Raw genomic sequence first — 24,992 nt, 5'->3', positions numbered from 1 at the left:
TCCATGTCAAAGCCTAATACTCCTCAGGCCTCCCCTCCTCGCGCCTTGCGTTGGGCGGTGGCCGGTTCAGTGGTGGTGATGATCGCCGCCGGTGGTCTGTTTTATTACGCCTCGAAAATGGCTGCGGCCAAGCGTCAGCACAACCACGATGAAGTGGTGGTGAACATTCATCCGGGCAGCTGCGAGCCGAATGCGCTGACGGTGCCGGCTGGCCGCGCCAGTTTCCGCATCGTCAACCGCTCCGACCGGGCGGTGGAATGGGAAATCCTTGACGGCGTACTCGTCGTTGAAGAACGCGAAAACATCGCGCCGGGCCTGAGCCAGGTGATCAACGCCAATCTGCAACCGGGCGATTACGCAATCACCTGCGGGTTGCTGAGTAATCCTCGCGGCACACTGCATGTGACGCCGACGGCTGCCTCCGATGCTGCGGCCAAAGCCAAACCGTCGATGGTCGCCTTCGTCGGGCCGCTGTCGGAATTCCGTGTGTACCTGGCCAGCCAGAGCAGCGCGCTGATCAAAGCCGTCACGGCGCTCAATGGAGCGATTGAAAGCGGTGATCTCAGCCAGGCCCAGGCGCTGTACCTGCCCGCGCGTGCGGCTTATCAACGTCTGGCCCCGGCCGCGCAACGCCTGGCCGAACTGGACAACAGCATCAACGCCCGCGCCGATTACTTCGAGAAACGCGAGCAGGATCCGGCCTTCGTTGGTTTCCACCGCCTCGAATACGCGCTGTTCCAGCAACGCAAACTCGACGAGCTGACACCCGTGGCCCAGCGCCTGCTCAGCGACGTCACCGCGCTCAAACAGCAATTGCTCGCGCAGTCGCTGCCACCGGAGCAACTGGTCAACATCATCGTGCGCAACCTCAACACCTTGGCCGACGTACGCGCCGCCAGTGGCGAAGAAGAACGCTACAGCCACAGCGACCTCAACGGTTTCGCCGCCAACGCACAGACCGCGCGCAAAGTCGTCGATCTGCTGCGGCCGATGCTGACCAAGTCTGCCGCCGACCTGCTGCCGAAAATCGACAAGGCACTGGCGGACTTCGACAGCGAACTCAACAGCTACAAGATCAAGGACGGCTACGCCAGCTACGACTCCGTCAGCGGCGCACAACGCAAGCAGATCGCCGACAAGGCCCAGGCTCTGGCCGACGCACTGGATGGCATCGATCCCGCCCTCGGCCTCTCCGGCCAGTAAGCAGAAGAAGAATTCCCGATGAAAGATTTAGAAACGCTCAACCTGCAACGCCGCCGTGTCTTGATGGGCATGGGCGCCGCCGGTGTCGCCCTCGCCGGGTCCGCCCTGAGCTGCCCGGCCATGGCCGCCGCGCCGGCGCAGGTCACCGAAGCACCGAGCAGCGACAAGACCGAAGACCGCCACGATTTCCACGGCGTGCACCAGACCGGCATCGTCACTCCGCGTCCGGCGTCGGGCATGCTGGTGTCATTCGATGTGTTGGCCAGTGATCGCGAAGATCTGGAGCGGCTGTTCCGCACGCTCAACGAGCGCATTGCCTTTCTGATGAAGGGCGGCCCGGTCGCACAGATCGATCCGAAACTGCCGCCGCCGGATTCTGGCATCCTCGGCCCGAACGTCACGCCGGACAACCTGACCATCACCGTGTCCGTCGGTGAATCGCTGTTCGACGAGCGCTTCGGTCTGGCCGACGCAAAACCCAAACGCCTGATGCGCATGGTCGGGTTTCCCAACGATGCGCTGGACGCCGATTGCTGCCATGGCGATCTGAGTTTGCAGTTCTGCTCGAACACCGCCGACACCAACATTCACGCCCTGCGCGACATCGTCAAAAACCTCCCCGACCTGCTGCTGGTGCGCTGGAAACAGGAAGGCAGCGTGCCGCCGCAAGCCCCGGCGAAACCGGGGTTGCCAGCGCAATCGGCGCGCAATTTCCTCGGTTTCCGTGATGGCTCGGCCAACCCCGACTCCAACGACAGCAAAGCCATGGATCGTCTGGTCTGGGTGCAACCGGGCAGCGATGAACCGGCCTGGGCTGCCCATGGCAGTTACCAAGCGGTGCGGATCATCCGCAACTTTGTCGAGCGCTGGGACCGTACGCCGTTGCAGGAACAGGAAAGCATCATCGGCCGGGTCAAGACCACCGGCGCGCCGATGGGTGCGCAGCATGAGACCGAAGTCCCGGATTACAGCAAAGACCCGGCCGGCAAGCTGACCAAGCTCGACGCGCACATTCGCCTGGCTAATCCGCGTACGGCTGAAACCCAGGCCAACCTGATCCTGCGCCGGCCGTTCAACTATTCGAATGGCGTGAACAAGAACGGCCAGCTCGACATGGGCCTGCTGTTCATCTGTTACCAGGCCGACCTGGAAAAAGGCTTCATCACCGTGCAGACCCGCCTCAACGGCGAGCCGCTGGAGGAATACCTCAAACCGGTCGGCGGCGGGTACTTTTTCACCCTGCCGGGTGTCACGGGCGACAAGGACTTCATCGGCCGCTCGCTGCTCAACGCCACACAACCGAAAACCGCTGCCTGAAACAACATCTCAACACTGGAGCCGCCCCCATGAAAAAGACGCCACTCGCGTTATTGCTGACCCTAGGTTTGCTCAACACCCCGCTGTCGGCGTTCGCCGCCACGGCACCGCTGGATCTGGTCGGGCCGGTTTCGGACTACAAGATTTACGTCACCGAGCAATTGGATGAACTGGGTAGCCACACCCAACAATTCACCGACGCCGTGAAGAAAGGCGACCTGGCCACCGCGCAAAAGCTCTACGCACCGACCCGCGTTTACTACGAGTCGATCGAGCCGATTGCCGAACTGTTCAGTGACCTCGATGCGTCCATCGACTCCCGCGTCGACGACCACGAGAAAGGCGTGAAAGCCGATGATTTCACCGGTTTTCACCGCATCGAATACACGCTGTTCTCGGAGAAAAGCACTCAGGGCCTGAACGAACTGGCGGACAAGCTCAACAGCGACGTCAAAGACCTGCAAACCCGCGTCGACGGCCTGACCTTCCCACCTGAGAAAGTCGTCGGCGGTGCCGCCGCGTTGCTGGAGGAAGTGGCCGCGACCAAGATCTCCGGCGAAGAAGACCGCTACAGCCACACGGACCTCTACGACTTCCAGGGCAACATCGACGGCGCGAAGAAAATCGTTGATCTGTTCCGTCCGCAGATCGAAAAGCAGGACAAGGCTTTCGTAGCGAAGGTCGACAAGAACTTTGCCACGGTCGACAAGATTCTGGCCAAGTACAAGACCAAGGACGGTGGTTTCGAGACTTATGACAAGGTAAAGGATAACGACCGTAAGGCGCTGGTCGGGCCGGTGAATACACTGGCGGAAGACCTGTCCACGTTGCGTGGCAAGTTGGGTCTGAATTGATTTTCTGTAGCGTCTAAGCGGGCCCCATCGCTGGCAATCCAGCTCCCACAGTGTTCTCGGTCATTCACAAATATTGTGTACACCATAGAACCTGTGGGAGCTGGCTTGCCAGCGATGGCATTTTCAGCAGCCTTACAAAATCCGGTAGAGCAACCGCTCAATCCGCACCCGACTCACGCGCTTGAGAAACTTGGCCACCCCGGCCGGGTATTCCGGCAGCGTCTCCAGACTCTGAAAGCTGTCGATCCGCGTGGTATGGCGGAAAATCTCCTCCAGTTCCTTCGCTCGCGGCTCCAGCCACTCGCCCTTCGGGTCATCAATCAACAACGCGTTCTCAAGATCCAGGCGGAACGCCCGTGGATTCAGGTTGTTACCGGTGAGCAGCGTATAACGCTGATCGATCCACATGCCCTTGAGGTGATAGGTGTTATCGCCGTCGCGCCACAGGTGCAGGTTCAACTGACCGCTGTCGATGTTGCGCTGATGGCGCTTGGCAAAGCGCCGCAGGCTGATCTCGTACAGATACGGCAACGCTGCGATCACCTTGAACGGCTCGCTCGGCGGGATGTAGAAGTCGTTGGCGGTTTTGTCGCCGACGACGATGTCGATTTTCACGCCGCGGGCCAATGCGCGGTTGATCTCGCGAATCACCCCCAGCGGCAGATTGAAGTATGGCGTGCAGATGGTCAGCTGTTTTTGCGCGCTGGCGATCAGTTCGAGAATCGCCCGGTTCAGCGGGTTGTTCTTGCCGACGCCGAGCAACGGGGTAACGGACAGACTGTCTCTGGCGGTGCTGCCGGTGGCCGTGTCGTACGTTGCATATTTGAGGCGGCTACGCAGATCACCGATGTCATTGCGCAAGCTACGCGTGGTCGGCAGGTTCGGCAGATCGAGGCGATGCACCGCTTTCGATTCGATCAGGCCGTGCTTGACCAAGTGATGCATCGAGTCCGCCAGCTCGTGGCTTTGCAGTACGTGGTAGCGGTCGAAACGGTATTTGTCGAACTTGTGCAGGTAAACGTTGTTCAGGCTCGCGCCGCTGTAGACCACGCAGTCGTCGATCACGAAGCCTTTCAAATGCAGTACACCAAACAACTCGCGGGTCTGCACCGGAACGCCATACACCGGCACTTCGCTCTGGTGCGTGCGGGTCATTTCCTGATACCACGCCGAATTGCCCGGCTGCTTGCCGGCGCCGATCAGCCCGCGCTGAGCGCGCAACCAGTCGACCACCACGGCGATTTCCAGCTCGGGACGCTTGAGCTTGGCGGCGTGGAGTGCATCGAGAATTTCCTGACCGGCTTCGTCTTGCTGCAGATACAGCGCAACGATGTAGATGCGCTGGGTCGCTGCAGCGATTTTCTCGAGCAGGCAACGACGAAATTCAGCGGCGCCGGACAGAATGGTCACGGCCTCGGCGGTCAGCGGGAAGCTGCGCAATTTGGGCAGCAAGGAGCGTTTGAAAAGCAACGGCATAGGGCTCGCAATGGGTCGAATCCGAAGAACCCGAGAGCTTACACCATCGCATCCTTCGGGTCTTGTTAGTGCCCGTAATGAGATCAAAAGATCGCAGCCTTCGGCAGCTCCTACACGGGCCAATGTAGGAACTGCCGAAGGCTGCGATCTTTTGATTTTAAAAAACCATTGCCAAAGGAGAACAATCGTTCTACTGTTCGCCACATGAACGAAATCACTAGCAACGACACACGCGACATCATCCTGGATGTCACCGAAAAGTTGATCTATAAAAGTGGCATCGCTGCCACCAGCATGGACCTTCTGGTGAAAACCGCCGGCGTCTCCAGAAAAAGCATCTACCGCTACTTTGCCGACAAAGACGCGCTGACCGTCGCCGCCTTGCAGCGTCGCGACGTGCGCTGGATGCACTGGTACCGCAGCGCTGTCGATCAGGCCGAAACCCCGGCCGATCGCCTGCTTAACCTGTTCACGGTGCTCAAGAGCTGGTTCGACTCGGAAGGTTTCCGTGGCTGCGCCTTCATCAACACCAGCGGCGAGACCGGCGATCCACAGGACCCGGTGCGCCTGGTCGCCAAAGAACACAAACAGAAGCTGCTCGACTACGTGTGCGAGCTGTGTACCGAACATGGCGCCGAGGACCCGCAACTGCTGGCCAAACAGTTGCTGATCCTGATTGACGGTGCCATTACCGTAGCGCTTGTGATGGGTGATCACAGTGCCGCCGATAATGCGCAATGCATGGCGCGAAAGTTATTGGACCTGTAACGCCTTAATAAGCCGGACTTGTTGTTCAATTATTAATTAGATTGGGAGACTGAACATGTCTACTGCAGCTCAGGTACGTCCGCCATTGCCGCCCTTCAACCGTGAATCGGCGATCGAGAAAGTTCGTCTGGCCGAGGATGGCTGGAACTCCCGCGACCCGGAACGGGTATCGCTGGCCTATACCCTCGACACCAAGTGGCGTAACCGCGCCGAGTTCGCCAACAACCGCGAAGAAGCCAAGGCTTTCCTCACCCGTAAATGGGCGAAAGAGCTGGATTACCGTTTGATCAAGGAACTCTGGGCTTACTCGGATACTCGCATCGCCGTGCGTTATGCCTACGAATGGCACGACGATTCGGGTAACTGGTTCCGCTCTTACGGCAATGAAAACTGGGAATTCGACGAGCAAGGCCTGATGTTCCAGCGCTACGCGTGCATCAACGACATGCCGATCAAGGAGAGCGAACGCAAGTTCCACTGGCCACTGGGCCGGCGCCCGGATGATCACCCGGGCCTGTCTGACCTCGACCTGTAAATCCGGGACCTGTGAGTCTGTTGAATCTGCCGACCGCAGGACAACTGTAGGAGCAGCCTTCACTGCCCCTACAGTTGTTGCCTCACCATCTTAAACACGAAAACCGTCCGGCCACTTGAGCGGCCACGCCAGAGGATAGAATCAAAACCTTCCCCTCTTTGGCGGAACATAATCAGGGTCCGGCTCGAGTTCGTATGTAACAGTTGCGGAATGCTTGGACGGGTTTAGCACCACGTCTGAGATCTTCACTAACGACCCCGGTTTTTTTAGCAACTTCACAGCCTTTGCTTTAGCGTCTTCTTTGGTTTCAGAAGTTCCGTGCAAATCAACGATGAATTCCATTGCTCATGCTCCTGCGTGACCTCCACCAAGTCGGAATAACCGGGCGTAGTGAAGTCTGCCATCGGATTCAAAATGGAAAACCTGTCAAACTTGACAGGTATCGAGCTTGATTTGGAATAGCTTTCAACAGTTTGATATCCAAATGTGTTGAATGCTCAGTCGGCTTTGCCGGTAGGCTGATTCCCACAGGTTCACATAGGGTTCAGGCAACAGCGGCAGTCTTTTCTGCCTCCAGTTCGCGAACCAGCGGCAACACCCGCCGGCCGAAATATTCGACTTCTTCCTGAAAGTGCAGAAACCCCGCCAGCACCAGATCCACCCCCACCGCTTTCAGCGCGACAATCCGCTCGGCAATCTGCAGCGGCGTACCAATCAGATTGGTTTTGAAGCCATCGTTGTACTGCACCAGATCCTCGAACGTCGATTTCGCCCAGTTGCCCTCACCTTCCGGCGACGCCCTGCCCGCCTGCTTCGCCGCGTCGCCAAAAGCATTCACTGCCTCTGGATCGGCCTGATCGATGATCTGCGCCAGTACGGCTCTGGCCTCTTCTTCGGTGTCACGGGCGATGACAAAGGCATTCACACCAACCTTCACCGAATGATTGTTCGCCGCTGCTTTGGCACGAATATCGTCAACCTGCGCCTTGATCCCCTCAACGCTGTTGCCGTTGGTGAAATACCAGTCCGAAACCCGCGCGGCCATGTCGCGCGCCGCACGGGAACTGCCGCCCTGGAAGATCTCCGGACGGCCCAGCGGTTTCGGCTTCAGGCTGTAATTGTCGAAGCGGTAGAAGTCGCCGCGAAAGCTGAAGTTGTCCTGACTCCACACGCCGCGCAATGAGCGAATGAACTCCTCGGAACGGCGATAACGCTCGTCATGCTCCAGCCAATGCTCGCCGATGGCCTGGAACTCGCCTTTGAACCAGCCACTGACGATATTCACCGCGATACGGCCATTGGTGAGTTGGTCGATGGTTGCCAGTTGCTTGGCCGCCAGCGCGGGTTGCCATGGGCCGGGCAGAATCGCGGCGATCACCTTGAGTTTGCTGGTGGCCGCGAGTAACGCGTGGCTGAACGCCACGGATTCATGCTGGAACTCCGCACCATACCCGGCGGTGAAACGGATCTGCGTCAGCGCGTATTCGAACCCGGCCGTCTCGGCGAGCTGCGCCAGTTTGCGGTTGTAGTCGATGCCCCAATCGGTGCGCTGTTCGATCTTGCTGACCACCAGCCCACCGCTGACGTTCGGCACCCAGTAGGCAAATTTTACGGCTTGCTGACTCATCGGCGTGTCCTCGGGACATTTGCGGAGATGGGAGTCATAGAGCAGCAAGCGTGCCAGCCTTGGAATGTCCGGTTTTGTTGGGTTTCGGGATGGAGTTGATGTTTTGTGGAAGGGGGATTTGTTGGCAGGTTGTTGTGTGGGCAACAGTTGGTTTATTTGTTGGCTCGACTGCCCTCATCGCTGGCAAGCCAGCTCCCACAAGGATCGGGGTGAACAATGATCTTCAGTGCAACGCAAAAACCTGTGGGAGCTGGCTTGCCAGCGATGGCGTCAGATGGGTCGCCGCAAAAGGTGGATACAGGTAACATGACCGCCCTCCCCGCAGCCCAATCTGCGCCCTGCCGAATAAGCCGATTCCATGCCTTTCGAACTCAGCGTTGACCTCACCACCCTCGCCATCCTGGCCCTTGTCGCTTTCATTGCCGGTTTCATCGACGCCATCGCCGGCGGTGGCGGTCTGCTGACCACGCCTGCGCTGTTGACCGCTGGCCTGCCGCCGCACTTGGTGCTGGGCACCAACAAGTTGAGTTCGACGTTCGGCTCGGCCACCGCCAGTTTCACCTTCTACAAACGCAAATTGTTCCACCCGCGACAGTGGACCCACGCCATCGTCGGCACACTGGTCGGCGCACTGACCGGAGCCGTCGTCGCCCATTACCTTCCGGCCGAATGGCTGAACAAGATGCTTCCGGTAATCGTCTTCGCTTGCGGTCTGTATCTGTTGTTCGGCGGCACGCCAAAAGCGCCACTGGACAGCGACGCCCCGATCAAAAAGAAATGGCAATCGACCCAAGGCTTCAGCCTCGGTTTCTACGACGGTGTGGCCGGCCCCGGTACCGGCGCATTCTGGACAGTAAGCAGCCTGCTGCTCTACCCAATCGATCTGGTCAAGGCCAGCGGCGTGGCGCGCAGCATGAACTTCGTCAGCAACATTGCGGCGCTGTCGGTGTTCGTGTTTTCCGGGCAGGTGGACTGGATCATCGGCCTGAGCATGGGCCTGTCGGTGATGGTCGGCGCGTTCTTTGGCGCGCGCACCGCAATCAGCGGCGGCGCCAAATTCATTCGCCCGGTGTTCATCACCGTGGTGCTGGGTTTGACCGTACGCCTAGCCTGGCAGCACTGGTTCAGCGTGGCCTAAACGCCGCGCCACGTAGACGTCGATCAGGTAACGGGCAATCGACTTGGACGCTGGCAACGGCGGCAAGTCGTGCACGTTGAACCACTGGGCGTCTTCGATCTCGTCTTCCTGACAGACAATTTCGCCAGCGGCGTATTCGGCATGGAAGCCGAGCATCATCGAATGCGGGAACGGCCAGCACTGACTGCCCATGTACTGAATGTTCTTCACCTCGATCTGCACTTCTTCGCGCACTTCCCGAATCAGGCAATCCTCGGCGGACTCGCCCGGCTCGGCGAACCCGGCCAGCGTGCTGTAAACCCCGGTGACGAAACGCGGTGAGCGCGCCAACAGGATTTCGTCGCCACGGGTGATCAGCACGATCATGCTCGGCGAAATCCGCGGATAACTGCGCAGGTCGCACGGCTGGCAATACATCGCCCGCTCGCGCGGCACCTGCGTCATGGCCTGCCCGCAGTTGCCGCAGAAACGGTGCTCACGGGCCCAGGTGCCGATCTGCGCGGCATACCCAAGCACCTTGTAGATGGTGTGATCGCCGTCGAGCATGAACGCCCGCAGGCCTTTCCAGTTGCAACCCGACACTTCGCTGGCACTGCGCAGTTCCAGCAAATACACCGGCTCGCCATCGAGATGGCCGATGCCATGCTCGGCGAGAACCGACAAGTCCTGACGCTTGAGCCATTCCCGAGGGAACAACGCGCCGTTGTCGTCGAACAAAAAGCCTTCCGGGCTGCGCGCCACGGCCCAGCCGCCCGGTTGATCGGTGTCCAGTACTGCAGTGGTCCAGCGAGATGTCATGGTTTCTCAGTCCAGGAATTCGGGTTTCTGTTTGCTCATATGGGCGGCCATGGCCACGCGCAAGTCGGTGGATTGCAGCATGGCGGCATTCCAGGTGGCAACGTATTCGAGGCCGTCGTCGATGCGATGGTCGCGCATGTAGCTGATCATTTCCTTGGTGCCGGTGACCGCGATCGGCGATTTCGAAGCGATCTCGCGGGCGATGTCCAGCACACCTTCGAGCAGCGCGTCCTTGTCGCTGTAGACGCGATTGACCAGACCGATGCTGCGCGCCTCTTCGGCGCCAAAAGTGCGACCGGTGTAAGCCAGTTCACGCAGCATGCCGTCACCGATGATCCGTGGCAACCGTTGCAAAGTGCCAACATCGGCGGCCATGCCGATATCGATTTCCTTGATCGAGAATTGTGCGTCTTCGGCGGCATAGCGCATGTCGCACGCGGCGATCAGATCGATGGCGCCGCCCAGGCAATAACCTTGAATGGCCGCAAGCACCGGTTTACGGCAGTTGTCGACGGCGTTGAACGAGGCTTGCAGGGTCAGAATTTTTTTACGCAGCAGGCGCGCGTTGCGGCCGACGTCCTTGCCCAGTTCATTGGCGACGCCGGCGAGCATCATCAGGTCGATGCCGGAGGAGAAATGTTTACCGTTGCCGCTGAGCACCACCACGCGCACTTCGTCGGTGTCGTCGACCCACTGGAAGATCTCGACGATCTCGCTCCAGAACGCCGCGTTCATCGAATTGATCTTTTCCGGGCGATTGATCTGCACATGGGCGATGTTGTCGGCCAGTTCGACGTTGAAGGCGGAGTATTGAGTCATGGCAGTGATCCTTTACCGGGCAGAAAATGAGGCCCGAACTATAACAAGGCATCACGGCGGCGGTTCGGCCAAATGCGGGACTGTCCTGAGTTTTACTTTGCCTGTGCCGGCCCCTTCGCGAGCAGGCTCGCTCCCACCCTGTTGAAATTCATTTTTCCCTGTGGGAGCGAGCCTGCTCGCGAAAGCGTCCGATCAGTCACTACAATTCATCTGGCCAAACGCCGCAACCCAAACATCATCCCCCCCGCCCCCAGCAACATCACCGCCAGAAACAGCGGATAAGAAATCCACCACGGCGTCCCCGCCGTCATCATGCTGAACTCCGACATGCCACCAATGCTCGCAATCAGGTTCAACGGCAGAAACACCACGTTGATCAACGTCAGCTTGCGCAGCAGGTTGTTCATGCTGTTGTTCATCAGATTGCCGCGGGCATCGATCAGTCCGGAAAACACCGTGGAGTAGATTTCCGCCTGCTTGTAGCACTGATTGTTCTCAATGATCAGATCGTCAATCAGGCCGAGCGCTTCACTGCCGAAATGCTGTTTCTCGGCATGATTGCGCAGGCGCGTGAGGACCGCGCCGTTGCTGTGCAGCGCGTTGATGTAATAGATCAGGCTTTCGCTGAGATTGAACATCTGCACCAGATGCTGGTTCTGCATCGAGTGGTTGAATTTCTGCTGCAGTTCGCGGGCGACCAGTTTGATCACCTTCAGGTGCCCGAGGTAGTGATGGATATTGCTGAACAGCAAATCAAGCAACACATCCAGCGGCGTGTTCAACGGCTGGCGAGTGCCGAGGCCGTGCAGCGGCGTGTCGTCGGTGGCGATCACCAGCAGTTGTCCGGGGGCAAACAGCAATCCGCAGGACGACACTTCAAATGCCAGGCTGCCGCCACCGGAGTAGTTTTCCGGGCGTTTCCAGATCAGAAACAAATGGTCGGGATGAAACTCGATGCGCGACACCTCATCCGGGTCCAGCGCTGACGCCAATGCGTGTTCATCGACCTTGAAATGACTGTGCAGCAAGTCGCGCTCGGCGGCATCGGGGTTGCTGAACAGCATCACCTCGGCGTCCAGTCGCTCGACCCGCTGCAGGGCGCCGTGGCTCAGTGCGAAGCTGTTGATCATCGGCGCCTCACCAGGCCTGGCCGCGACGCTTGAGTTCCAGGCGGCGCACGAACTCTTCCAGCACCAGTGAGTACAGATCGTCGTGCAAATAGGCGTCTTCGATGCCGGCGTCGAGGTTGGGGTTGTCGTTGACTTCGATCACCACCACTTTGTCGCCGGCCTGCTTCAGATCGACACCGTAGAGGCCGTCGCCAATCAGATTGGCGGTCTTCACTGCCAGCTCCACCACCGCACGCGGCGCCTCGTGGATCGCCATCGTGCGGCATTCGCCGTTGACGTCCTGACCTTTGGCCTTGTGGTTGTAGATTTGCCAGTGGCCCTTGGACATGAAGTATTGGCAGGCGAAGATCGGTTTGCGATTGAGCACGCCGATGCGCCAGTCGTACTCGGTGTAGAAAAACTCCTGAGCCAGCAGCAACACCGAGTGCTCAAACAATTCGGCGGTCGCCTCAAGCAGCGCTTGCTGACTTTCGACCTTGATCACGCCGCGGGAAAAACAGCCGTCGGGAATCTTCAGCACCAGCGGAAAGCCGAGGCGCTCGCCTACCCGCTCGAAGTCTTCGGGTCGCTCCTTGTAGAGGATTTCGGTGGCGGGCATGCCCAGTTGATGGCTGTTGAGCAGATCGGTCAGGTAAACCTTGTTGGTGCAGCGCAATATCGACGTTGGGTCATCCATGACCACCAGCCCTTCACTTTCGGCCTTCTTGGCGAAGCGATAAGTGTGGTTGTCGACGCTGGTGGTTTCACGGATCAGCAAACCGTCGTACTCGGCGAGACGTGCGTAATCCTTGCGTTCAATCAGTTCGACGTCGATGCCCATGGTTTTGCCGACCCGGACGAAGTTCGCCAGTGCCTTGGCGTTGGACGGCGGTAAAGCCTCCTGCGGATCGTGCAATATTGCCAGGTCGTAGCGCGCCACTTGCGGCGAGCGCGGCACACGCCAGACTTTACGACTGAAACCGTCCAGCGCATTGGCAAACTGATCTTCCTGATCGTCGCGCAACTTGTGCAAGGCACCGGACTTGATGCCTTCAATATGCCATCCGTTAGTTCGGCGAAACTCAACTAACAGAATCGGACAGGGAAACACTTCAAACAACTGCCGGGCCAGATCCTGTAATGGCTCGATATGGGTCCGGCCAAAATACAGGGTCAGAGTAAAGCCTTCGGTATCACTGTAGAGATGATGACTGAGGGCTTTCTCAAGGGTTTTATCGAGATCGTCCAATGCCAGACCGTACAGTGATTTTTTTGTCAGTTCGCTGATGGTTCGCACCGACGGAATCACCTTGTGCCCCCGCGCCTCGGCGAGCAACGAGCAGTAGTAACCGTGGCCAAGGTACTTGTAGCTGCGGCACAGATTGATCACCTGCACGCGCTTGCCCGGCTCGCTGTCACAGCTGTGCTCGAGGTATTCCTGCGCCGTCAGGATGTCTTCGCTGGGGAAATATGAGGCCCAGTCTTCCTTGCGCTCGACAATAATCAAAACCTGACTGGATGTTTTAATCGCTGATTTTAAATAAGTTGCCGCCGGCAAACTTTGCTCGGATACTTCGCGCCAATGACCCTGTACCGCTGACATAGAGATTGATCCGTTGGAGAACAAGACCTTTTCTATTAAGCACGAAGTTTTTTGAAAGTCTCGTTTCGTTACGCAACTTTTACGGTGGTCATATGAAGGCTGTTTTTCGTTTGGCGGTAGTTGAAGACTTGCCGGCGTTGCTGGCACTGGAAATGCAATGTTTCACCACGGACCGGCTCACCAGTCGCAGCTTTCAGTGGATGATCACCCGTGCTCACGGGCAGTTGCTGGTGGCGGAGTACGACGGTCAATTGTTGGGTTATGCGTTGGTGTTGTTTCATCGCGGCACTTCGCTCGCGCGGCTGTATTCCATCGCCATCGCCGTCGAGGCGCGCGGCACGGGCCTGGGCAAGGCATTGCTGCAGCGCATTGAAGCGATGGCCCTGGAACATGACTGCGCGTACCTGCGCCTGGAAGTGCGCCTCGACAACCCTGCGGCCATCGCGCTGTACGAGCGCAATGGCTACCGGCGTTTTGCCCTGATTCACGATTACTACGAAGACCACGCCGATGCGCTGCGTCTGGAGAAACGCATTCTCCAGCACCGTGATTCGCGCAGCATCAAGGTGCCTTACTACCCGCAAACCACCGATTTCACCTGTGGCCCGGCGTGTCTGTTGATGGCCATGGGCGCATTGCAATCGGAGCTTTTGCTGGAGCGTCGGGAAGAGTTGCAGGTCTGGCGGGAAGCAACGACGGTGTTCATGACCTCCGGCCATGGCGGTTGCAGCCCGCAGGGATTGGCACTGGCGGCGTGGCGTCGGGGGTTTCGCGTGCGTATGGCGCTGAGCATGAGTGGGCCGCTGTTCCTCGACGGTGTGCGTGACGCGCATAAAAAAGACGTCATGCGCCTGGTCCACGAAGAGTTTACGGCGCAATTGCAAGAGACCGATGTCGAGTGCGTGATCGGTGCATTGCTGGATCTGCCGCGACTGCTGGATGCCGGTGGACAGCCGTTGGTGTTGATCAGCAGCTATCGACTGACCCGCTCCAAATCGCCGCACTGGGTGATCGTGACCGATTGCGACGAAGACTTCGTTTACCTGCATGACCCGGATGTTGACCACAGCCAGCATCGACAGCCCATGGATTGCCAGCATGTGCCGGTGAGTCATGGGGAGTTCGAGAAAATGTGCCGGTTTGGCCGGGGTAAATTGCGTGCTGCAGTAGTGCTGTATTCCCGCGAAACGTAAACCTCCACATGCAGGAGCTGCCGCAGGCTGCGATCTTTTGATCTTGATCTTGAAAACAAGATCAAAAGATCGCAGCCTCGTTGCACTCGACAGCTCCTACAGGGGGAATCTTCTTTAAAGTTCGGGCTTCAGGCCGATTTTGTACAAAGAGCCCTTCTCTTCATCCGTCAGCACGTACAAGTAACCATCCGGCCCTTGCCGCACATCACGAATCCGCTGCTTGAGTTCGCCCAGTAAGCGCTCCTCGTGCACCACCTTGTCACCATCGAACTGCAAGCGGATCAGCTCCTGAGTCACCAGCGCGCCGATAAACGCATTGTGTTGCCACGGCTTGAAACGATCGGCATCGTAAAACGCCATACCGGTAACGCCCGGCGACTTCTCCCACACGTGGTGCGGTGCGACAGTGCCTTCGGCCGTTTTGCCCTGAGCTTCCGGGATCGGCTGCATCGAGTAATTGATGCCGTGGGTCGCCAGCGGCCAGCCGTAGTTTTTGCCGCGCTCGATGATGTTCACCTCATCGCCACCGCGCGGGCCGTGCTCGTTCTCCCACACCGTGCCGGTCCAGGGATTGAGCGCCGCCCCCTGCGGATTGCGTACGCCGTAGGCCCAGATCTCGGGGCGTACGCCGGACTGACCAACAAACGGGTTGTCATCCGGCACCTTGCCGTCCGGGTAGATGCGCACGACCTTGCCTTGCAGCTTGTCGAGATCCTGCGCGGTCGGCCGGTCGTTGTTCTCACCCAAGGTAATGAACAAATAACCGTCGCGATCAAACACCAGCCGTGAGCCGAAGTGATTGCCGACCGAAAGCTTCGGTTCCTGGCGGAAGATCACTTTGAAATCCTTCAGCGTCTTCAAGTCATCCGAGAGCCGTCCTCGCCCCACAGCGGTGCCGGCCTTGTCGCCGGCACCGCCACCTTCGGCATAGGACAGATAGACCAGACGATCCTGTTTGAAGTCCGGTGACAGCGCGACATCGAGTAACCCGCCCTGCCTCTTGGCCCAGACCTGCGGCACACCGGAGATCGGCGCCGACAGTTTGCCGTCGGCGGCCACCACGCGCAGATTACCCGGACGCTCGGTGACCAGCATGCCTTGGCGATCCGGTAAAAACGCCAGTGCCCAAGGATGCTCAAGGCCTGCGGTGATGGTCGTGACTTCGAGGGTGCCCTGCTCGCTTTGCAGCTCTTTGGGGGCGGCGGCAAAGGCCGCCGCGCTGATCAGCGCGCCGGCACACAGTGTGGCTAGAACGGTTTTACGCAACATGCACGATTCCTTTTGTTCGTTTGCAGGGCCGGCAGAACCTCAGTCCTGCCGCTCAACGGTTGCTGTCTCCGCTGCGCGAAGGTGGGTTGGGAATGAACGTGGGCGGCGTGCTCGGCACCGAGCGGATCGGCTGGCCATTACCAATGCCTCGGTTCTCGACCGTAGGCTGGCGCGGCGTCGGTACAGTGTTCGGTCCCCGAATGGGTGGAGCGCTGGGCTGAGTGCCCTGCATGCTGTTCGGATTGGCCCGGCGGATCGGACTGTTGTAGGGGTTATTGCTATTGCCGGTGGGGCTTTGCGCCAACAGGACGTCGGCATGAACCAGACCACCACTGAGGGTCAGGACGACGATGCCAAGCAGAATTCGGTTCATGACGCTGCCTCTCGATGGGCCGGGGATAGAGCCTTCGAGTCCACGCTACGCTCAGGGTTCGGATTTGTTAACCCGCAAGCCTTAAACAACATGTAACACGGCTTGACCGAGTCCCAGTAAACCCGCGCATTTCGGGGAAACTTTCAGTCACAGCCGCAGGTCATCCGATCATCACTCGGAGAACTCACCATGGCTCGGGCAATCTGGAAAGGCGCAATCAGTTTCGGACTGGTGCACATCCCTGTCGCATTGGTCTCGGCGACCTCGTCGCAGGGCGTCGATTTCGATTGGCTCGACAGCCGCAGCATGGATCCTGTCGGTTATAAACGGGTCAACAAGGTCACCGGCAAAGAAGTCACCAAGGAGCACATCGTCAAAGGTGTGGCCTATGAAAAGGGCCGCTATGTGGTGCTGAGCGAGGAAGAGATTCGCTCGGCGCATCCCGTATCGACGCAGACCATCGACATCTTTTCCTTTGTCGATGCCGAACAGATTCCCCTGCAGAACATCGACACGCCCTACTACCTGGCACCCGACAAACGCGGCGGCAAGGTTTACGCATTGCTGCGTGAAACCCTGAGCAAAACCAACAAGGTCGCCCTCGCCCGCGTGGTGCTGCATACGCGCCAGTACCTCGCGGCGTTGATGCCGCTGGATTCTGCCTTGGTGCTGGTGAAGTTACGCTGGCCGCAAGAGGTGCGCAGCCTCGATGAGCTGGAGCTGGGCAGCGAAGTGACCAAGCCGCAACTGGCCAAGGGTGAACTGGACATGGCCAAACGGTTGGTGCAGGACATGAGCGCGGACTGGAAGCCCGAGGATTACAAGGATGAGTTCGAAGACAAGATCATGGCTCTGGTCGAGAAAAAGGCCCATGAAGGCAAGATCGAGGATGTCGAAACGGTGGGCGGCGAGGAAGAGCGCAAGACAGCTGATGTTATCGATTTGACCGAGCTGCTTAAACGCAGTCTGGGTGGGAAAGCGGTGGCGAAGCCAAAAGCGAAAGCAGAGAAAACGGCGAAATCTGCGCCGGCGAAGAAGACCAAGAAGGCTTCCTGATAGTGATTGGTTGCCCTTGAGACCGTCATCGATAGCAGGCTCACTCCTACAGGGGAACGCATTTCAAATGTAGGAGTGAGCCTGCTCGCGATGGCGTCAGCAGCGTCTGCGTGGAACTCAGATCAGAATGAAGATCGCCAACAAACCACCGAAGATCGCCCACTTTTCCATGTAGTAACGCTTGCGATTGCGCTTTTTCAGTTCTTTGCCACGCAGACGAATCTTGTAGATCCGCGTAAACAAGCGGTTGATCCCGCCAGTACGGTCGCCTGCATCGTTCGGCGCGCCGGCAGCCGACATCACCGTACGGCTGAACCAAGCGTTGAACGCGGCGGCCCAGCGGTACTTCATCGGGCGCTCAATATCGCAGAACAGGATGATGCGGTTCTTGTCGGTGGTGTTTTCGGCGTAATGAATAAACGTCTCGTCGAACATCACCGCTTCGCCGTCACGCCAGTGGTAGCTCTCACCGTCGACGTTGATGTAGCAACCGGCGTCGTTCGGCGTGTCCAGGCCCAGGTGATAACGATACGAGCCGGCATACGGGTCACGGTGACGCACCAGTTTCGAGCCCGGTGGCAGCTCGGCGAACATCGCGGCCTTGATCGAACCAATGCTTTGCACCAGTTCGGTGGTGCGCGGACACAGCTTCATCGCCGACGGATGGCTTTCGCCGTACCACTTCAGGTAGAAACGCTTCCAGCCGCTTTTGAAGAACGAGTTGAACCCGACATCGTCGTACTGGTTAGAGCGCTTGATCTCGCCGGCACGCAGCAAATTCTGCCCTTCTTCGCGGATTTCCTCCCAGTGTGCCTGCAACGGGCTCAAGTCAGGAAACTCGCTCGGGTCCAGGTACGGCTGGTTCGGCTTCTTCGAAAACAGATAAAGAAAGCAGTTGATCGGCGCCAGAAACGTCGAGTGGTCGCTTAGTTGTCGACCGAGCTTGTGGCGCACACGCCCACGCAAATGAACGTATGCAATGGAAATGACATAAATAGCAGCAATGATGAGTTTCACGGAAATCGTCACACGTCAGAAGTGAACAAACTGCGCGCCTGGCGGCCTGAGGCTCAGCGTCTTATGCAGTGGTCTGATTACAAATGGCACGTCCTTGGCCCGCGCCGTTACCGGACGCTCGGTGAAAGGTGGCATTTTAGCCACAGTTTGTAACCGATAGTGAATCTTCAACTGTGAAAAACTGTCCCGCGATGACGCCAATCGGCAATCGTGGCGTGATCGCCCTATCGTTTAGAGAGCCAGACCAGTACAATCGCCGCCAAACTTTACGCGCCCCCCTTGGTTGATGACGGGACTCTCCCGCTTCAGCGCACTTCGACTCGGGCCAAGCGCTGCAGCCGCACCCTCGCTACTCAGAATGCTTCGCAGGAATAACTCTTGATCTCTACAGCTAACATCACGATGCAGTTCGGCGCCAAGCCGCTCTTCGAAAACGTTTCGGTCAAATTCGGCGCGGGCAACCGCTATGGCCTGATCGGCGCCAACGGTTGCGGCAAGTCGACCTTCATGAAAATCCTCGGCGGCGACCTCGACCCGTCCGGCGGTCAGGTCATGCTCGAGCCGAACGTGCGTCTGGGTAAATTGCGCCAGGACCAGTTCGCTTACGAAGAATTCACCGTGATCGACACTGTGATCATGGGTCACGAAGAGCTGTGGAAGGTCAAAGCCGAGCGCGATCGTATCTACTCGCTGCCGGAAATGAGCGAAGAAGACGGCATGGCCGTGGCCGAGCTGGAAACCGAATTCGCCGAGATGGACGGCTACACCGCCGAATCCCGCGCCGGTGAGCTGTTGCTGGGCCTGGGTATCGGCATCGAGCAGCACTTCGGCCCGATGAGCGAAGTCTCGCCAGGCTGGAAACTGCGCGTATTGCTGGCGCAGGCGTTGTTCTCCGATCCGGAAGTGCTGTTGCTCGACGAACCAACCAACCACCTGGACATCAACACCATTCGCTGGCTGGAAAACGTTCTGACCCAGCGTAACAGCCTGATGATCATCATCTCTCACGACCGTCACTTCCTGAATAGCGTGTGCACGCACATGGCTGACCTGGATTACGGCGAGCTGCGTCTGTTCCCGGGCAACTACGACGAGTACATGACCGTGGCGACCCAGTCCCGCGAGCAACTGCTGTCGGACAACGCCAAGAAGAAAGCTCAGATTTCCGAGCTGCAATCGTTCGTCAGCCGCTTCTCGGCCAACGCCTCGAAAGCCAAACAGGCTACTTCCCGCGCCAAGGCGATCGACAAGATCCAGCTGGCCGAGGTCAAGCCTTCGAGCCGCGTGAGCCCGTTCATCCGCTTCGATCAGAACAAGAAGCTGCACCGCCAGGCGGTCATCGTCGAAAAAATGGCCAAAGGCTTCGACGGCAAACCACTGTTCAAAGACTTCAGCTTCCAGGTTGAAGCCGGCGAGCGAGTAGCGATCATTGGCCCGAACGGTATCGGCAAAACCACCCTGCTGCGCACCCTGGTCAACGAACTGACCCCGGACGCCGGCAGCATCAAGTGGACCGACGCCGCCGAACTGGGCTACTACGCCCAGGATCACGCGCACGACTTCGAAGACGACGTCACCCTGTTCGACTGGATGGGTCAGTGGACTCAGGGCGAGCAGATGATTCGCGGTACTTTGGGCCGCATGCTGTTCTCCAACGACGAAATCCTCAAGTCGGTCAAAGTGATTTCCGGTGGTGAGCAAGGTCGCATGCTGTTCGGCAAGCTGATTCTGCAAAAGCCGAACGTGCTGATCATGGACGAACCCACCAACCACTTGGACATGGAATCGATCGAGGCGCTGAACCTGGCGCTGGAAAACTATCCGGGCACGCTGATCTTCGTCAGCCACGACCGTGAGTTCGTATCGTCCCTGGCCACGCGCATCATCGAGCTGAGCCCGGATGGCGTGACTGACTTCAGCGGCACTTACGATGACTACCTGCGTAGTCAGGGCGTCGTGTTCTAAACAGCTGCTGCAATCTAAAAAGCCCTGTCCATGTGACAGGGCTTTTTGCATTCAAGGCGCTGATCGCTCCCACGCTCTGCGTGGGAATGCATCTCGAGACGCTCCGCGTCACACGAGCGGGACGCGGAGCGTCCGTGGCGGCGTTACCACGCAGAGCGTGGGAACGATCAGTCTGGAAAGATAGTTAGCCTGCTTTCTTTTATCTGACACCCAAGCCATGATGCGAACTCTCCCACCGCCGCCCGCGAACGAGTCCTCATGTCTGCGCAGCAACTGCCACCGCAAAGCTCCATGGCGATCACCCTGCAGATCGTCTCCATCGTGTTCTATACCTTTATTGCGTTCCTCTGCATCGGTCTGCCGATTGCGGTGTTGCCGGGTTATGTGCATGAACAATTGGGTTTCAGCGCGGTGATTGCCGGTCTGGTGATTGGCTCGCAATACCTGGCCACCCTGCTCAGCCGGCCGATGGCCGGGCGCATGTCGGATACGCTCGGCACCAAACGGGCGATCATTTATGGCTTGTGGGGGATTGTCCTCAGCGGCTTGCTGACGTTGCTTTCCACACTGCTGCAGGACTTTGCGCTGGCGAGCCTGATCATCCTGATCATCGGCCGTTTGCTCCTCGGTATCGCGCAGGGCTTGATCGGCGTCGGCACGATCAGTTGGTGCATGGGCCAGGTGGGTGTCGAACACACGGCGAAATCCATTGGCTGGAACGGTATCGCGTCCTATGGCGCGATTGCCATTGGCGCGCCGCTGGGTGTGGTGATGGTCGCCGATTACGGCTTTACCAGCCTCGGCATCGCGCTGGCGGTACTGGCGGCAGGCGCGCTGCTACTGATCCGCAACAAACCCTCGGTGCCGGTGATTCGCGGCGAACGGCTGCCGTTCTGGGCGGTATTCGGACGGATTGCCCCGTATGGCGCCAGCCTGACCCTGGCCTCGATCGGCTACGGCACGCTGACCACCTTCATCACTTTGTATTACCTGAACCGTGGCTGGACCGGCGCAGCGTACTGCCTGACGGTGTTCGGCGTGTGCTTCATCCTGTCGCGCCTGATGTTTATCTCGGCGATCAGTCGCTTCGGCGGGTTCAGGTCCGCCATTGCTTGTATGACTATAGAAACCGTCGGGCTGGTGCTGTTGTGGCTGGCGCCGTCCAGCGCTTTTGCCTTGATCGGCGCGGGATTGGCCGGGTTTGGCTTGTCGCTGGTGTACCCGGCGTTGGGTGTAGAGGCGATAAAGCAAGTGCCCAGCTCCAGCCGTGGTTCCGGGCTGGGCGCTTACGCGGTGTTCTTCGATCTGGCGCTGGCGATTGCCGGGCCGTTGATGGGCGCGGTGGCGTTGAATCTGGGGTATTCGTGGATTTTCTTTAGTGCGGCGCTGTTATCTGTGATCGGGTTGGGGCTGACTTTGCTGCTCCAGCGCCGGGCAACGACCTGAAGTCCGACGCAGCCCCCTGTAGGAGTGAGCCTGCTCGCGATAGCGGTGTGTCAGTCGACATAATCTTTTCTGATGAACCGCTATCGCGAACAGGCTCACTCCTACAGGGGATTTGCGGGGTTATTGATCTGCGGTTTGCATGCCGGCCCGGGTTGGTCTGCCCAGCGTGTGCGAGAAGAACCGTCCAGCCTCGGAGATCAGGTTGCGATGGATATCCTCGCGATCCACGCCATCAGCATCGGTACACAACGCCGGCATCGCGCGAATCTGCTCTTCATTGCACGGCGCCATAAAGACGAAGTGCCCTGCCCCGGCGAGTAATTTGAAATCCGGCGCCGTCGGCAGTTTGCGCGCCAGCGCCGCCGCGTTCTTGTCGAAAGCCACCAGTTTGTCGCCATCACCGCTGTAGAGCAGCACCGGCACATGCACATCGGCCAAGGTGTGACGGCCGAACTTCAAGCTCAGCGGCGCCATCAGCAGCAAGGCATGAACGCGCGGATCCGCGACCGGTTGCAGGTCATCTCGATCAACGATCAATTCACCCTGCGTGTTGCAGGCATCACGATCATCTGGACGCTCCTGGCAATAACGACGCAGGCGATCAAGATCCGGTTGCGCCCCCGACAAGATCAACGCCGTTTCGCCGCCCGCCGAATAGCCAATCACCCCGACCTGATCGGCATTGACGTACGGCGCGAGCATGCGGTCGCCAAGCGTGGCGGTAATCGCTTCGGAAATCTGGATTGGCCGACCATAGAGATTGCTCAGGGTGCCCAATCGGCTGTGGTCTTTGGAGTTGTCGCCGGGGTGAATCACCGCGACCACGACAAAGCCTTTGCGTGCCAGTGAGGTCGCGAGGTCATGCAGCGCCAGCGGCGTGCCGGTGTTGCCATGGGAGAGCATCAGCATCGGGAAGCGGCCGATGGCGACTTTGGTGTCTTCGCCAGCCTCGACCGAATAACCCTCGAGCAGGCTCATGTGTTCGCGGTCGCTGGAGGGATAAAAGGCGATCGCGCGCATCGGTTGCAGATCCAGCGGATCCAGAAAGGTCATTTCGTGGTAGCCGACGCTCCACACCGGGTGTCGCCCAGGCGCAGCCTGCACTGAATTCAGGCCGCCGAGCAGGCAAATCAGTAACGCTGCACAAAGACGCATCATGGGATGCCCCACCCTGTTGTTACTCAATCGAAAGTTCCGTTGCGTTGCGGGCCAGAACCCCCGGGGATTAGGTGTTCCGGTACGACAATGCATTCAGACACTGATTGTGTGACTGCATAACCCGGGCCAGATTATGTAACAGTCAGAAACAAAAAACTCCGTATTCGCCCCTTGCGGAACCAGAATACAGAGTTTTTTGGAGGTTACCTGAACATCAGCTGTTCTTTACGCAAGCCTTACGCGGCGGCGAACAGTTGCTCGCTGATCTTCGCCTGAGCAGCGGTCATGGCGTTGTTGCGCACTTCTTCGCCATACGCCAGGCCTTCGGCACGGACGATTTCGATATCGGTGATGCCAAGGAAGCCCAGTACCAGCTTCAGATATTCTTCGTGAGCGATGCCGCTGGCTTGGCCGGCGTGGATGCCGCCGGCAGTGGAGACGATCACGACTTTCTTGCCGCCGCACAGGCCTTCAGGGCCGGCTTCGGTGTAACGGAAGGTCTGACCGGCGACTGCTACGCGATCGATCCACGCCTTGAGTTGGGTCGGTACGGTGAAGTTGTACATCGGAGCCGCGATAACAACGGCGTCGGCGGCGATGAACTCGGCCAGGGTCGAAGCGCTCAGTTCGGCTTCGTGCTGTTGTGCGGCGTTACGCAGCTCAGCAGTAGTGCCAGCGGCGACCAGGGTGGTCGACGAGAAGTGGCTGATAGCGTCGGCGGCCAGATCGCGGTAAGTCACGACTGCGCTTGGCTCGGCGGCCTGCCAGGCTTTGACGACTTCGCTGCTCAACTGACGGGAAGCCGAGTTGTCGCCCAGAATGCTCGAATCGATATGCAGCAGTTTCATGTGGAATCTCCTGGAAGGAATCGCCGGTGGCGACGGAATGGAGACAATCCTACGCAAGAAACCAATGGATGATTAGCCGCCTGAAATGCGATAGTTTGTCCCACTGATAGAACAGCTGGATTTCCCTATGCAAGACCTCAACGATCTCTACTATTTCGCCAAAGTCGTCGAGGCTGGCGGTTTTGCTGCGGCCGGGCGATTGCTCGGGATTCCAAAGTCACGGCTGTCGCGGCGTATTGCCGAACTGGAAGAACGCCTCGGTGCGCGTTTGCTGCAACGCACGACCCGGCAACTCAATCTCACCGCCGTTGGCGAACGTTATCTGCGTCACTGCCAGGCGATGTTGCTGGAAGCGGAAATGGCCGATGAGGCGGTGGCGAGCATGTCCAGTGAGCCGCGCGGTCGCCTGCGCGTTTCCTGCCCCACCGGTCTGGCCCGGGAAATGTTGCCGTGGGTCATCAGCGAATTCCTCGGCAAATTTCCTCAGGTGCAACTGGAAGTCGTCCTGCTCAATCGTCGGGTCGATCTGGTCGGCGAAGGTTTTGATGTCGCATTGCGCGTGCGTGAACACGGTGATGAGGATCCGCTGCTGGTGACCCGGCGTTTGCGTCAGGCACAAATGGTCGTGGTCGCCAGCCCGGCGTTTTTACAAGGCCAGACGATCAATCATCCGCAAGATCTGAAAAATCTGCCGGTGTTGGGGGCGCTGGAGGCCGATCGCATGGTGCATGTGCGTCTGCTCGATCAGCAGGGCCACAGTTTTGAACTGAACATGGAAGCGCGCCTGGGCATCGATGACTTTGTCGTACGCAAGACCTGCGTTCTGGCCGGTCAGGGGTTTACGCTGTTGCCGATGATGTATTGCGAGGCGGAGCTGGAAAACGGCACGCTGGTGCAGATGCTGCCAGAGTGGTCACTGCCCGGCGGCTGGCTGCAAGCGGTGTATCCGCATCGACGCGGCGTAATGCCGGCGGTGCGCGCATGGATCGATCATCTGGTCGAGTCGTTCAATGCCTGTGGGGAGCGGTTGTTATGAGCAAGGGAAAAATGAGCGAAGCCGACGTCGCGGCGTTCTGCCTGGCATTGCCGGGCGCTCGGGAAGATTACAAATGGGGTGGCGTGCGGGTGTTTTCGATTGCCGGCAACAAGATGTTTGCCTTGCAGGGGCTACGTGGCGATTCGTTGGCATTCAAGGTCGACAAGGATCTGTTTCTCGGTCATTGCGACCGCCCGGGGATTCATCCGGCGCCGTATCTGGCGCGGGCGCAGTGGATCATCATGCAACCGCCCTATCCGTTGGGTGTCGAGGAGTTGCAGGGGTTGTTACAGCGTTCGCACCAGTTGGTGGTGAGCAAATTGCCGAAAAAAACCAGAATCGGTTTGATTATTTGAGGGGCAACCAATTTTGAGTGGCGACGCG

Annotated in this window: 24 protein-coding genes; 12 read left to right on the top strand and 12 right to left on the bottom strand. The window is 58.7% G+C overall.

The window, feature by feature from the left end; genetic code table 11:
- The first annotated feature begins 3 nt into the window (after window positions 1–3).
- Genes efeO (AC3IUF_RS14240) through efeO (AC3IUF_RS14230) form a run of 3 tightly spaced genes read left to right on the top strand, consistent with a single transcriptional unit; the run spans window position 4 to window position 3,374 of the window.
- The gene (gene efeO / locus AC3IUF_RS14240; RefSeq protein WP_489281397.1) at window positions 4–1,203 is read left to right on the top strand and encodes an iron uptake system protein EfeO; all 1,200 of its coding nucleotides are present in this window, start codon (window positions 4–6) and stop codon (window positions 1,201–1,203) included.
- A gap of 18 nt (window positions 1,204–1,221) precedes the next feature.
- Entirely contained in the window at window positions 1,222–2,520 is a 1,299-nt protein-coding gene (gene efeB, locus AC3IUF_RS14235; RefSeq protein ID WP_007918848.1) for an iron uptake transporter deferrochelatase/peroxidase subunit, read from the top strand.
- 29 nt (window positions 2,521–2,549) lie between these two features.
- On the top strand, window positions 2,550–3,374 hold the full coding sequence (gene efeO, locus AC3IUF_RS14230; protein WP_489281395.1) for an iron uptake system protein EfeO: 825 nt from the start codon (window positions 2,550–2,552) through the stop codon (window positions 3,372–3,374).
- Window positions 3,375–3,506: 132 nt separating this feature from the next.
- Here efeO (AC3IUF_RS14230) and pssA read toward each other — a convergent pair whose 3' ends face one another.
- The gene (pssA, locus tag AC3IUF_RS14225; protein WP_007949921.1) at window positions 3,507–4,850 is read right to left on the bottom strand and encodes a CDP-diacylglycerol--serine O-phosphatidyltransferase; all 1,344 of its coding nucleotides are present in this window, start codon (window positions 4,848–4,850) and stop codon (window positions 3,507–3,509) included.
- A gap of 204 nt (window positions 4,851–5,054) precedes the next feature.
- Between pssA and AC3IUF_RS14220 the strand changes: the two genes are divergently transcribed.
- Both AC3IUF_RS14220 and AC3IUF_RS14215 read left to right on the top strand, forming a co-directional pair.
- Complete coding sequence (locus tag AC3IUF_RS14220) at window positions 5,055–5,618, top strand: TetR/AcrR family transcriptional regulator (RefSeq protein WP_489281393.1); 564 nt, start codon at window positions 5,055–5,057, stop codon at window positions 5,616–5,618.
- Between the two features lie 55 nt (window positions 5,619–5,673).
- The gene (locus AC3IUF_RS14215) at window positions 5,674–6,153 is read left to right on the top strand and encodes a nuclear transport factor 2 family protein (RefSeq protein ID WP_007914738.1); all 480 of its coding nucleotides are present in this window, start codon (window positions 5,674–5,676) and stop codon (window positions 6,151–6,153) included.
- 141 nt (window positions 6,154–6,294) lie between these two features.
- On the opposite strand, the gene AC3IUF_RS14210 is transcribed toward AC3IUF_RS14215, so the two are convergent.
- The gene (locus AC3IUF_RS14210) at window positions 6,295–6,495 is read right to left on the bottom strand and encodes a hypothetical protein (RefSeq protein WP_007914739.1); all 201 of its coding nucleotides are present in this window, start codon (window positions 6,493–6,495) and stop codon (window positions 6,295–6,297) included.
- 202 nt (window positions 6,496–6,697) lie between these two features.
- The gene (gene sfnG / locus AC3IUF_RS14205) at window positions 6,698–7,780 is read right to left on the bottom strand and encodes a dimethylsulfone monooxygenase SfnG (RefSeq protein WP_007914750.1); all 1,083 of its coding nucleotides are present in this window, start codon (window positions 7,778–7,780) and stop codon (window positions 6,698–6,700) included.
- 358 nt (window positions 7,781–8,138) lie between these two features.
- On the opposite strand from sfnG, the gene AC3IUF_RS14200 reads away from it, so the two are divergent.
- Complete coding sequence (locus tag AC3IUF_RS14200) at window positions 8,139–8,918, top strand: TSUP family transporter (protein ID WP_007914752.1); 780 nt, start codon at window positions 8,139–8,141, stop codon at window positions 8,916–8,918.
- Here AC3IUF_RS14200 and nudC read toward each other — a convergent pair.
- The 4 genes from nudC to AC3IUF_RS14180 all read right to left on the bottom strand — a co-directional run bounded on the left by nudC (window position 8,886) and on the right by AC3IUF_RS14180 (window position 13,247).
- Window positions 8,886–9,716 carry an NAD(+) diphosphatase gene (gene nudC, locus AC3IUF_RS14195; RefSeq protein ID WP_447785382.1) on the bottom strand — a complete coding sequence of 277 codons (831 nt, stop codon included), beginning with the start codon at window positions 9,714–9,716 and terminating at the stop codon, window positions 8,886–8,888. The genes AC3IUF_RS14200 and nudC overlap by 33 nt on opposite strands.
- Window positions 9,717–9,722: 6 nt before the next feature.
- Window positions 9,723–10,535 (bottom strand): crotonase/enoyl-CoA hydratase family protein, encoded by an 813-nt coding sequence (locus AC3IUF_RS14190; protein ID WP_007914761.1) that lies wholly within the window; start codon window positions 10,533–10,535, stop codon window positions 9,723–9,725.
- Window positions 10,536–10,741: 206 nt separating this feature from the next.
- Complete coding sequence (locus AC3IUF_RS14185) at window positions 10,742–11,665, bottom strand: magnesium transporter CorA family protein (protein ID WP_007914763.1); 924 nt, start codon at window positions 11,663–11,665, stop codon at window positions 10,742–10,744.
- A 7-nt stretch (window positions 11,666–11,672) separates the two neighbouring features.
- Window positions 11,673–13,247, bottom strand: coding sequence for a RimK family ATP-grasp domain-containing protein (locus AC3IUF_RS14180; RefSeq protein WP_007914765.1), 1,575 nt, complete (start codon window positions 13,245–13,247; stop codon window positions 11,673–11,675).
- Between the two features lie 92 nt (window positions 13,248–13,339).
- Here AC3IUF_RS14180 and AC3IUF_RS14175 point away from each other — a divergent pair, with 92 nt between their 5' ends.
- The gene (locus tag AC3IUF_RS14175; protein WP_489281389.1) at window positions 13,340–14,440 is read left to right on the top strand and encodes a peptidase C39 family protein; all 1,101 of its coding nucleotides are present in this window, start codon (window positions 13,340–13,342) and stop codon (window positions 14,438–14,440) included.
- Between the two features lie 114 nt (window positions 14,441–14,554).
- Here the strand turns inward: AC3IUF_RS14175 and AC3IUF_RS14170 are convergent, their stop codons facing one another.
- Window positions 14,555–15,709, bottom strand: coding sequence for a PQQ-dependent sugar dehydrogenase (locus AC3IUF_RS14170; protein WP_489281387.1), 1,155 nt, complete (start codon window positions 15,707–15,709; stop codon window positions 14,555–14,557).
- 52 nt (window positions 15,710–15,761) lie between these two features.
- The gene (locus AC3IUF_RS14165) at window positions 15,762–16,082 is read right to left on the bottom strand and encodes a hypothetical protein (protein WP_007914772.1); all 321 of its coding nucleotides are present in this window, start codon (window positions 16,080–16,082) and stop codon (window positions 15,762–15,764) included.
- Window positions 16,083–16,271: 189 nt separating this feature from the next.
- Between AC3IUF_RS14165 and ku the strand changes: the two genes are divergently transcribed.
- Entirely contained in the window at window positions 16,272–17,138 is an 867-nt protein-coding gene (ku, locus tag AC3IUF_RS14160; RefSeq protein WP_007914774.1) for a non-homologous end joining protein Ku, read from the top strand.
- A gap of 117 nt (window positions 17,139–17,255) precedes the next feature.
- On the opposite strand, the gene lpxO is transcribed toward ku, so the two are convergent.
- Window positions 17,256–18,155 carry a lipid A hydroxylase LpxO gene (lpxO, locus tag AC3IUF_RS14155; protein WP_007914777.1) on the bottom strand — a complete coding sequence of 300 codons (900 nt, stop codon included), beginning with the start codon at window positions 18,153–18,155 and terminating at the stop codon, window positions 17,256–17,258.
- A 378-nt stretch (window positions 18,156–18,533) separates the two neighbouring features.
- On the opposite strand from lpxO, the gene AC3IUF_RS14150 reads away from it, so the two are divergent.
- Window positions 18,534–20,120: an ABC-F family ATPase gene (locus tag AC3IUF_RS14150; RefSeq protein WP_007914779.1), complete on the top strand. Its 1,587-nt coding sequence runs from the start codon at window positions 18,534–18,536 to the stop codon at window positions 20,118–20,120.
- 258 nt (window positions 20,121–20,378) lie between these two features.
- Entirely contained in the window at window positions 20,379–21,566 is a 1,188-nt protein-coding gene (locus AC3IUF_RS14145) for an MFS transporter (protein WP_489281384.1), read from the top strand.
- Between the two features lie 120 nt (window positions 21,567–21,686).
- Here the strand turns inward: AC3IUF_RS14145 and AC3IUF_RS14140 are convergent, their stop codons facing one another.
- Together AC3IUF_RS14140 and AC3IUF_RS14135 are read right to left on the bottom strand one after the other, a co-directional pair.
- The gene (locus AC3IUF_RS14140) at window positions 21,687–22,724 is read right to left on the bottom strand and encodes an alpha/beta hydrolase family protein (RefSeq protein WP_095113262.1); all 1,038 of its coding nucleotides are present in this window, start codon (window positions 22,722–22,724) and stop codon (window positions 21,687–21,689) included.
- Between the two features lie 236 nt (window positions 22,725–22,960).
- A complete protein-coding gene (locus AC3IUF_RS14135; protein WP_007914786.1) occupies window positions 22,961–23,572 on the bottom strand; it encodes an FMN-dependent NADH-azoreductase in 612 nt (203 codons plus the stop codon).
- Between the two features lie 127 nt (window positions 23,573–23,699).
- Between AC3IUF_RS14135 and AC3IUF_RS14130 the strand changes: the two genes are divergently transcribed.
- Window positions 23,700–24,608 carry a LysR substrate-binding domain-containing protein gene (locus AC3IUF_RS14130; RefSeq protein ID WP_007914788.1) on the top strand — a complete coding sequence of 303 codons (909 nt, stop codon included), beginning with the start codon at window positions 23,700–23,702 and terminating at the stop codon, window positions 24,606–24,608.
- The gene (locus AC3IUF_RS14125) at window positions 24,605–24,964 is read left to right on the top strand and encodes an MmcQ/YjbR family DNA-binding protein (RefSeq protein WP_489281381.1); all 360 of its coding nucleotides are present in this window, start codon (window positions 24,605–24,607) and stop codon (window positions 24,962–24,964) included. Before AC3IUF_RS14130 ends, AC3IUF_RS14125 begins: the two co-directional genes overlap by 4 nt.
- The last annotated feature ends 28 nt before the right edge of the window (window positions 24,965–24,992 follow it).

This window comes from Pseudomonas sp. KH_040 (assembly GCF_057839305.1).
The sequence above is the reverse complement of the archived record's forward strand: the minus strand, read 5'-3'. Positions and strand labels throughout refer to the sequence as shown.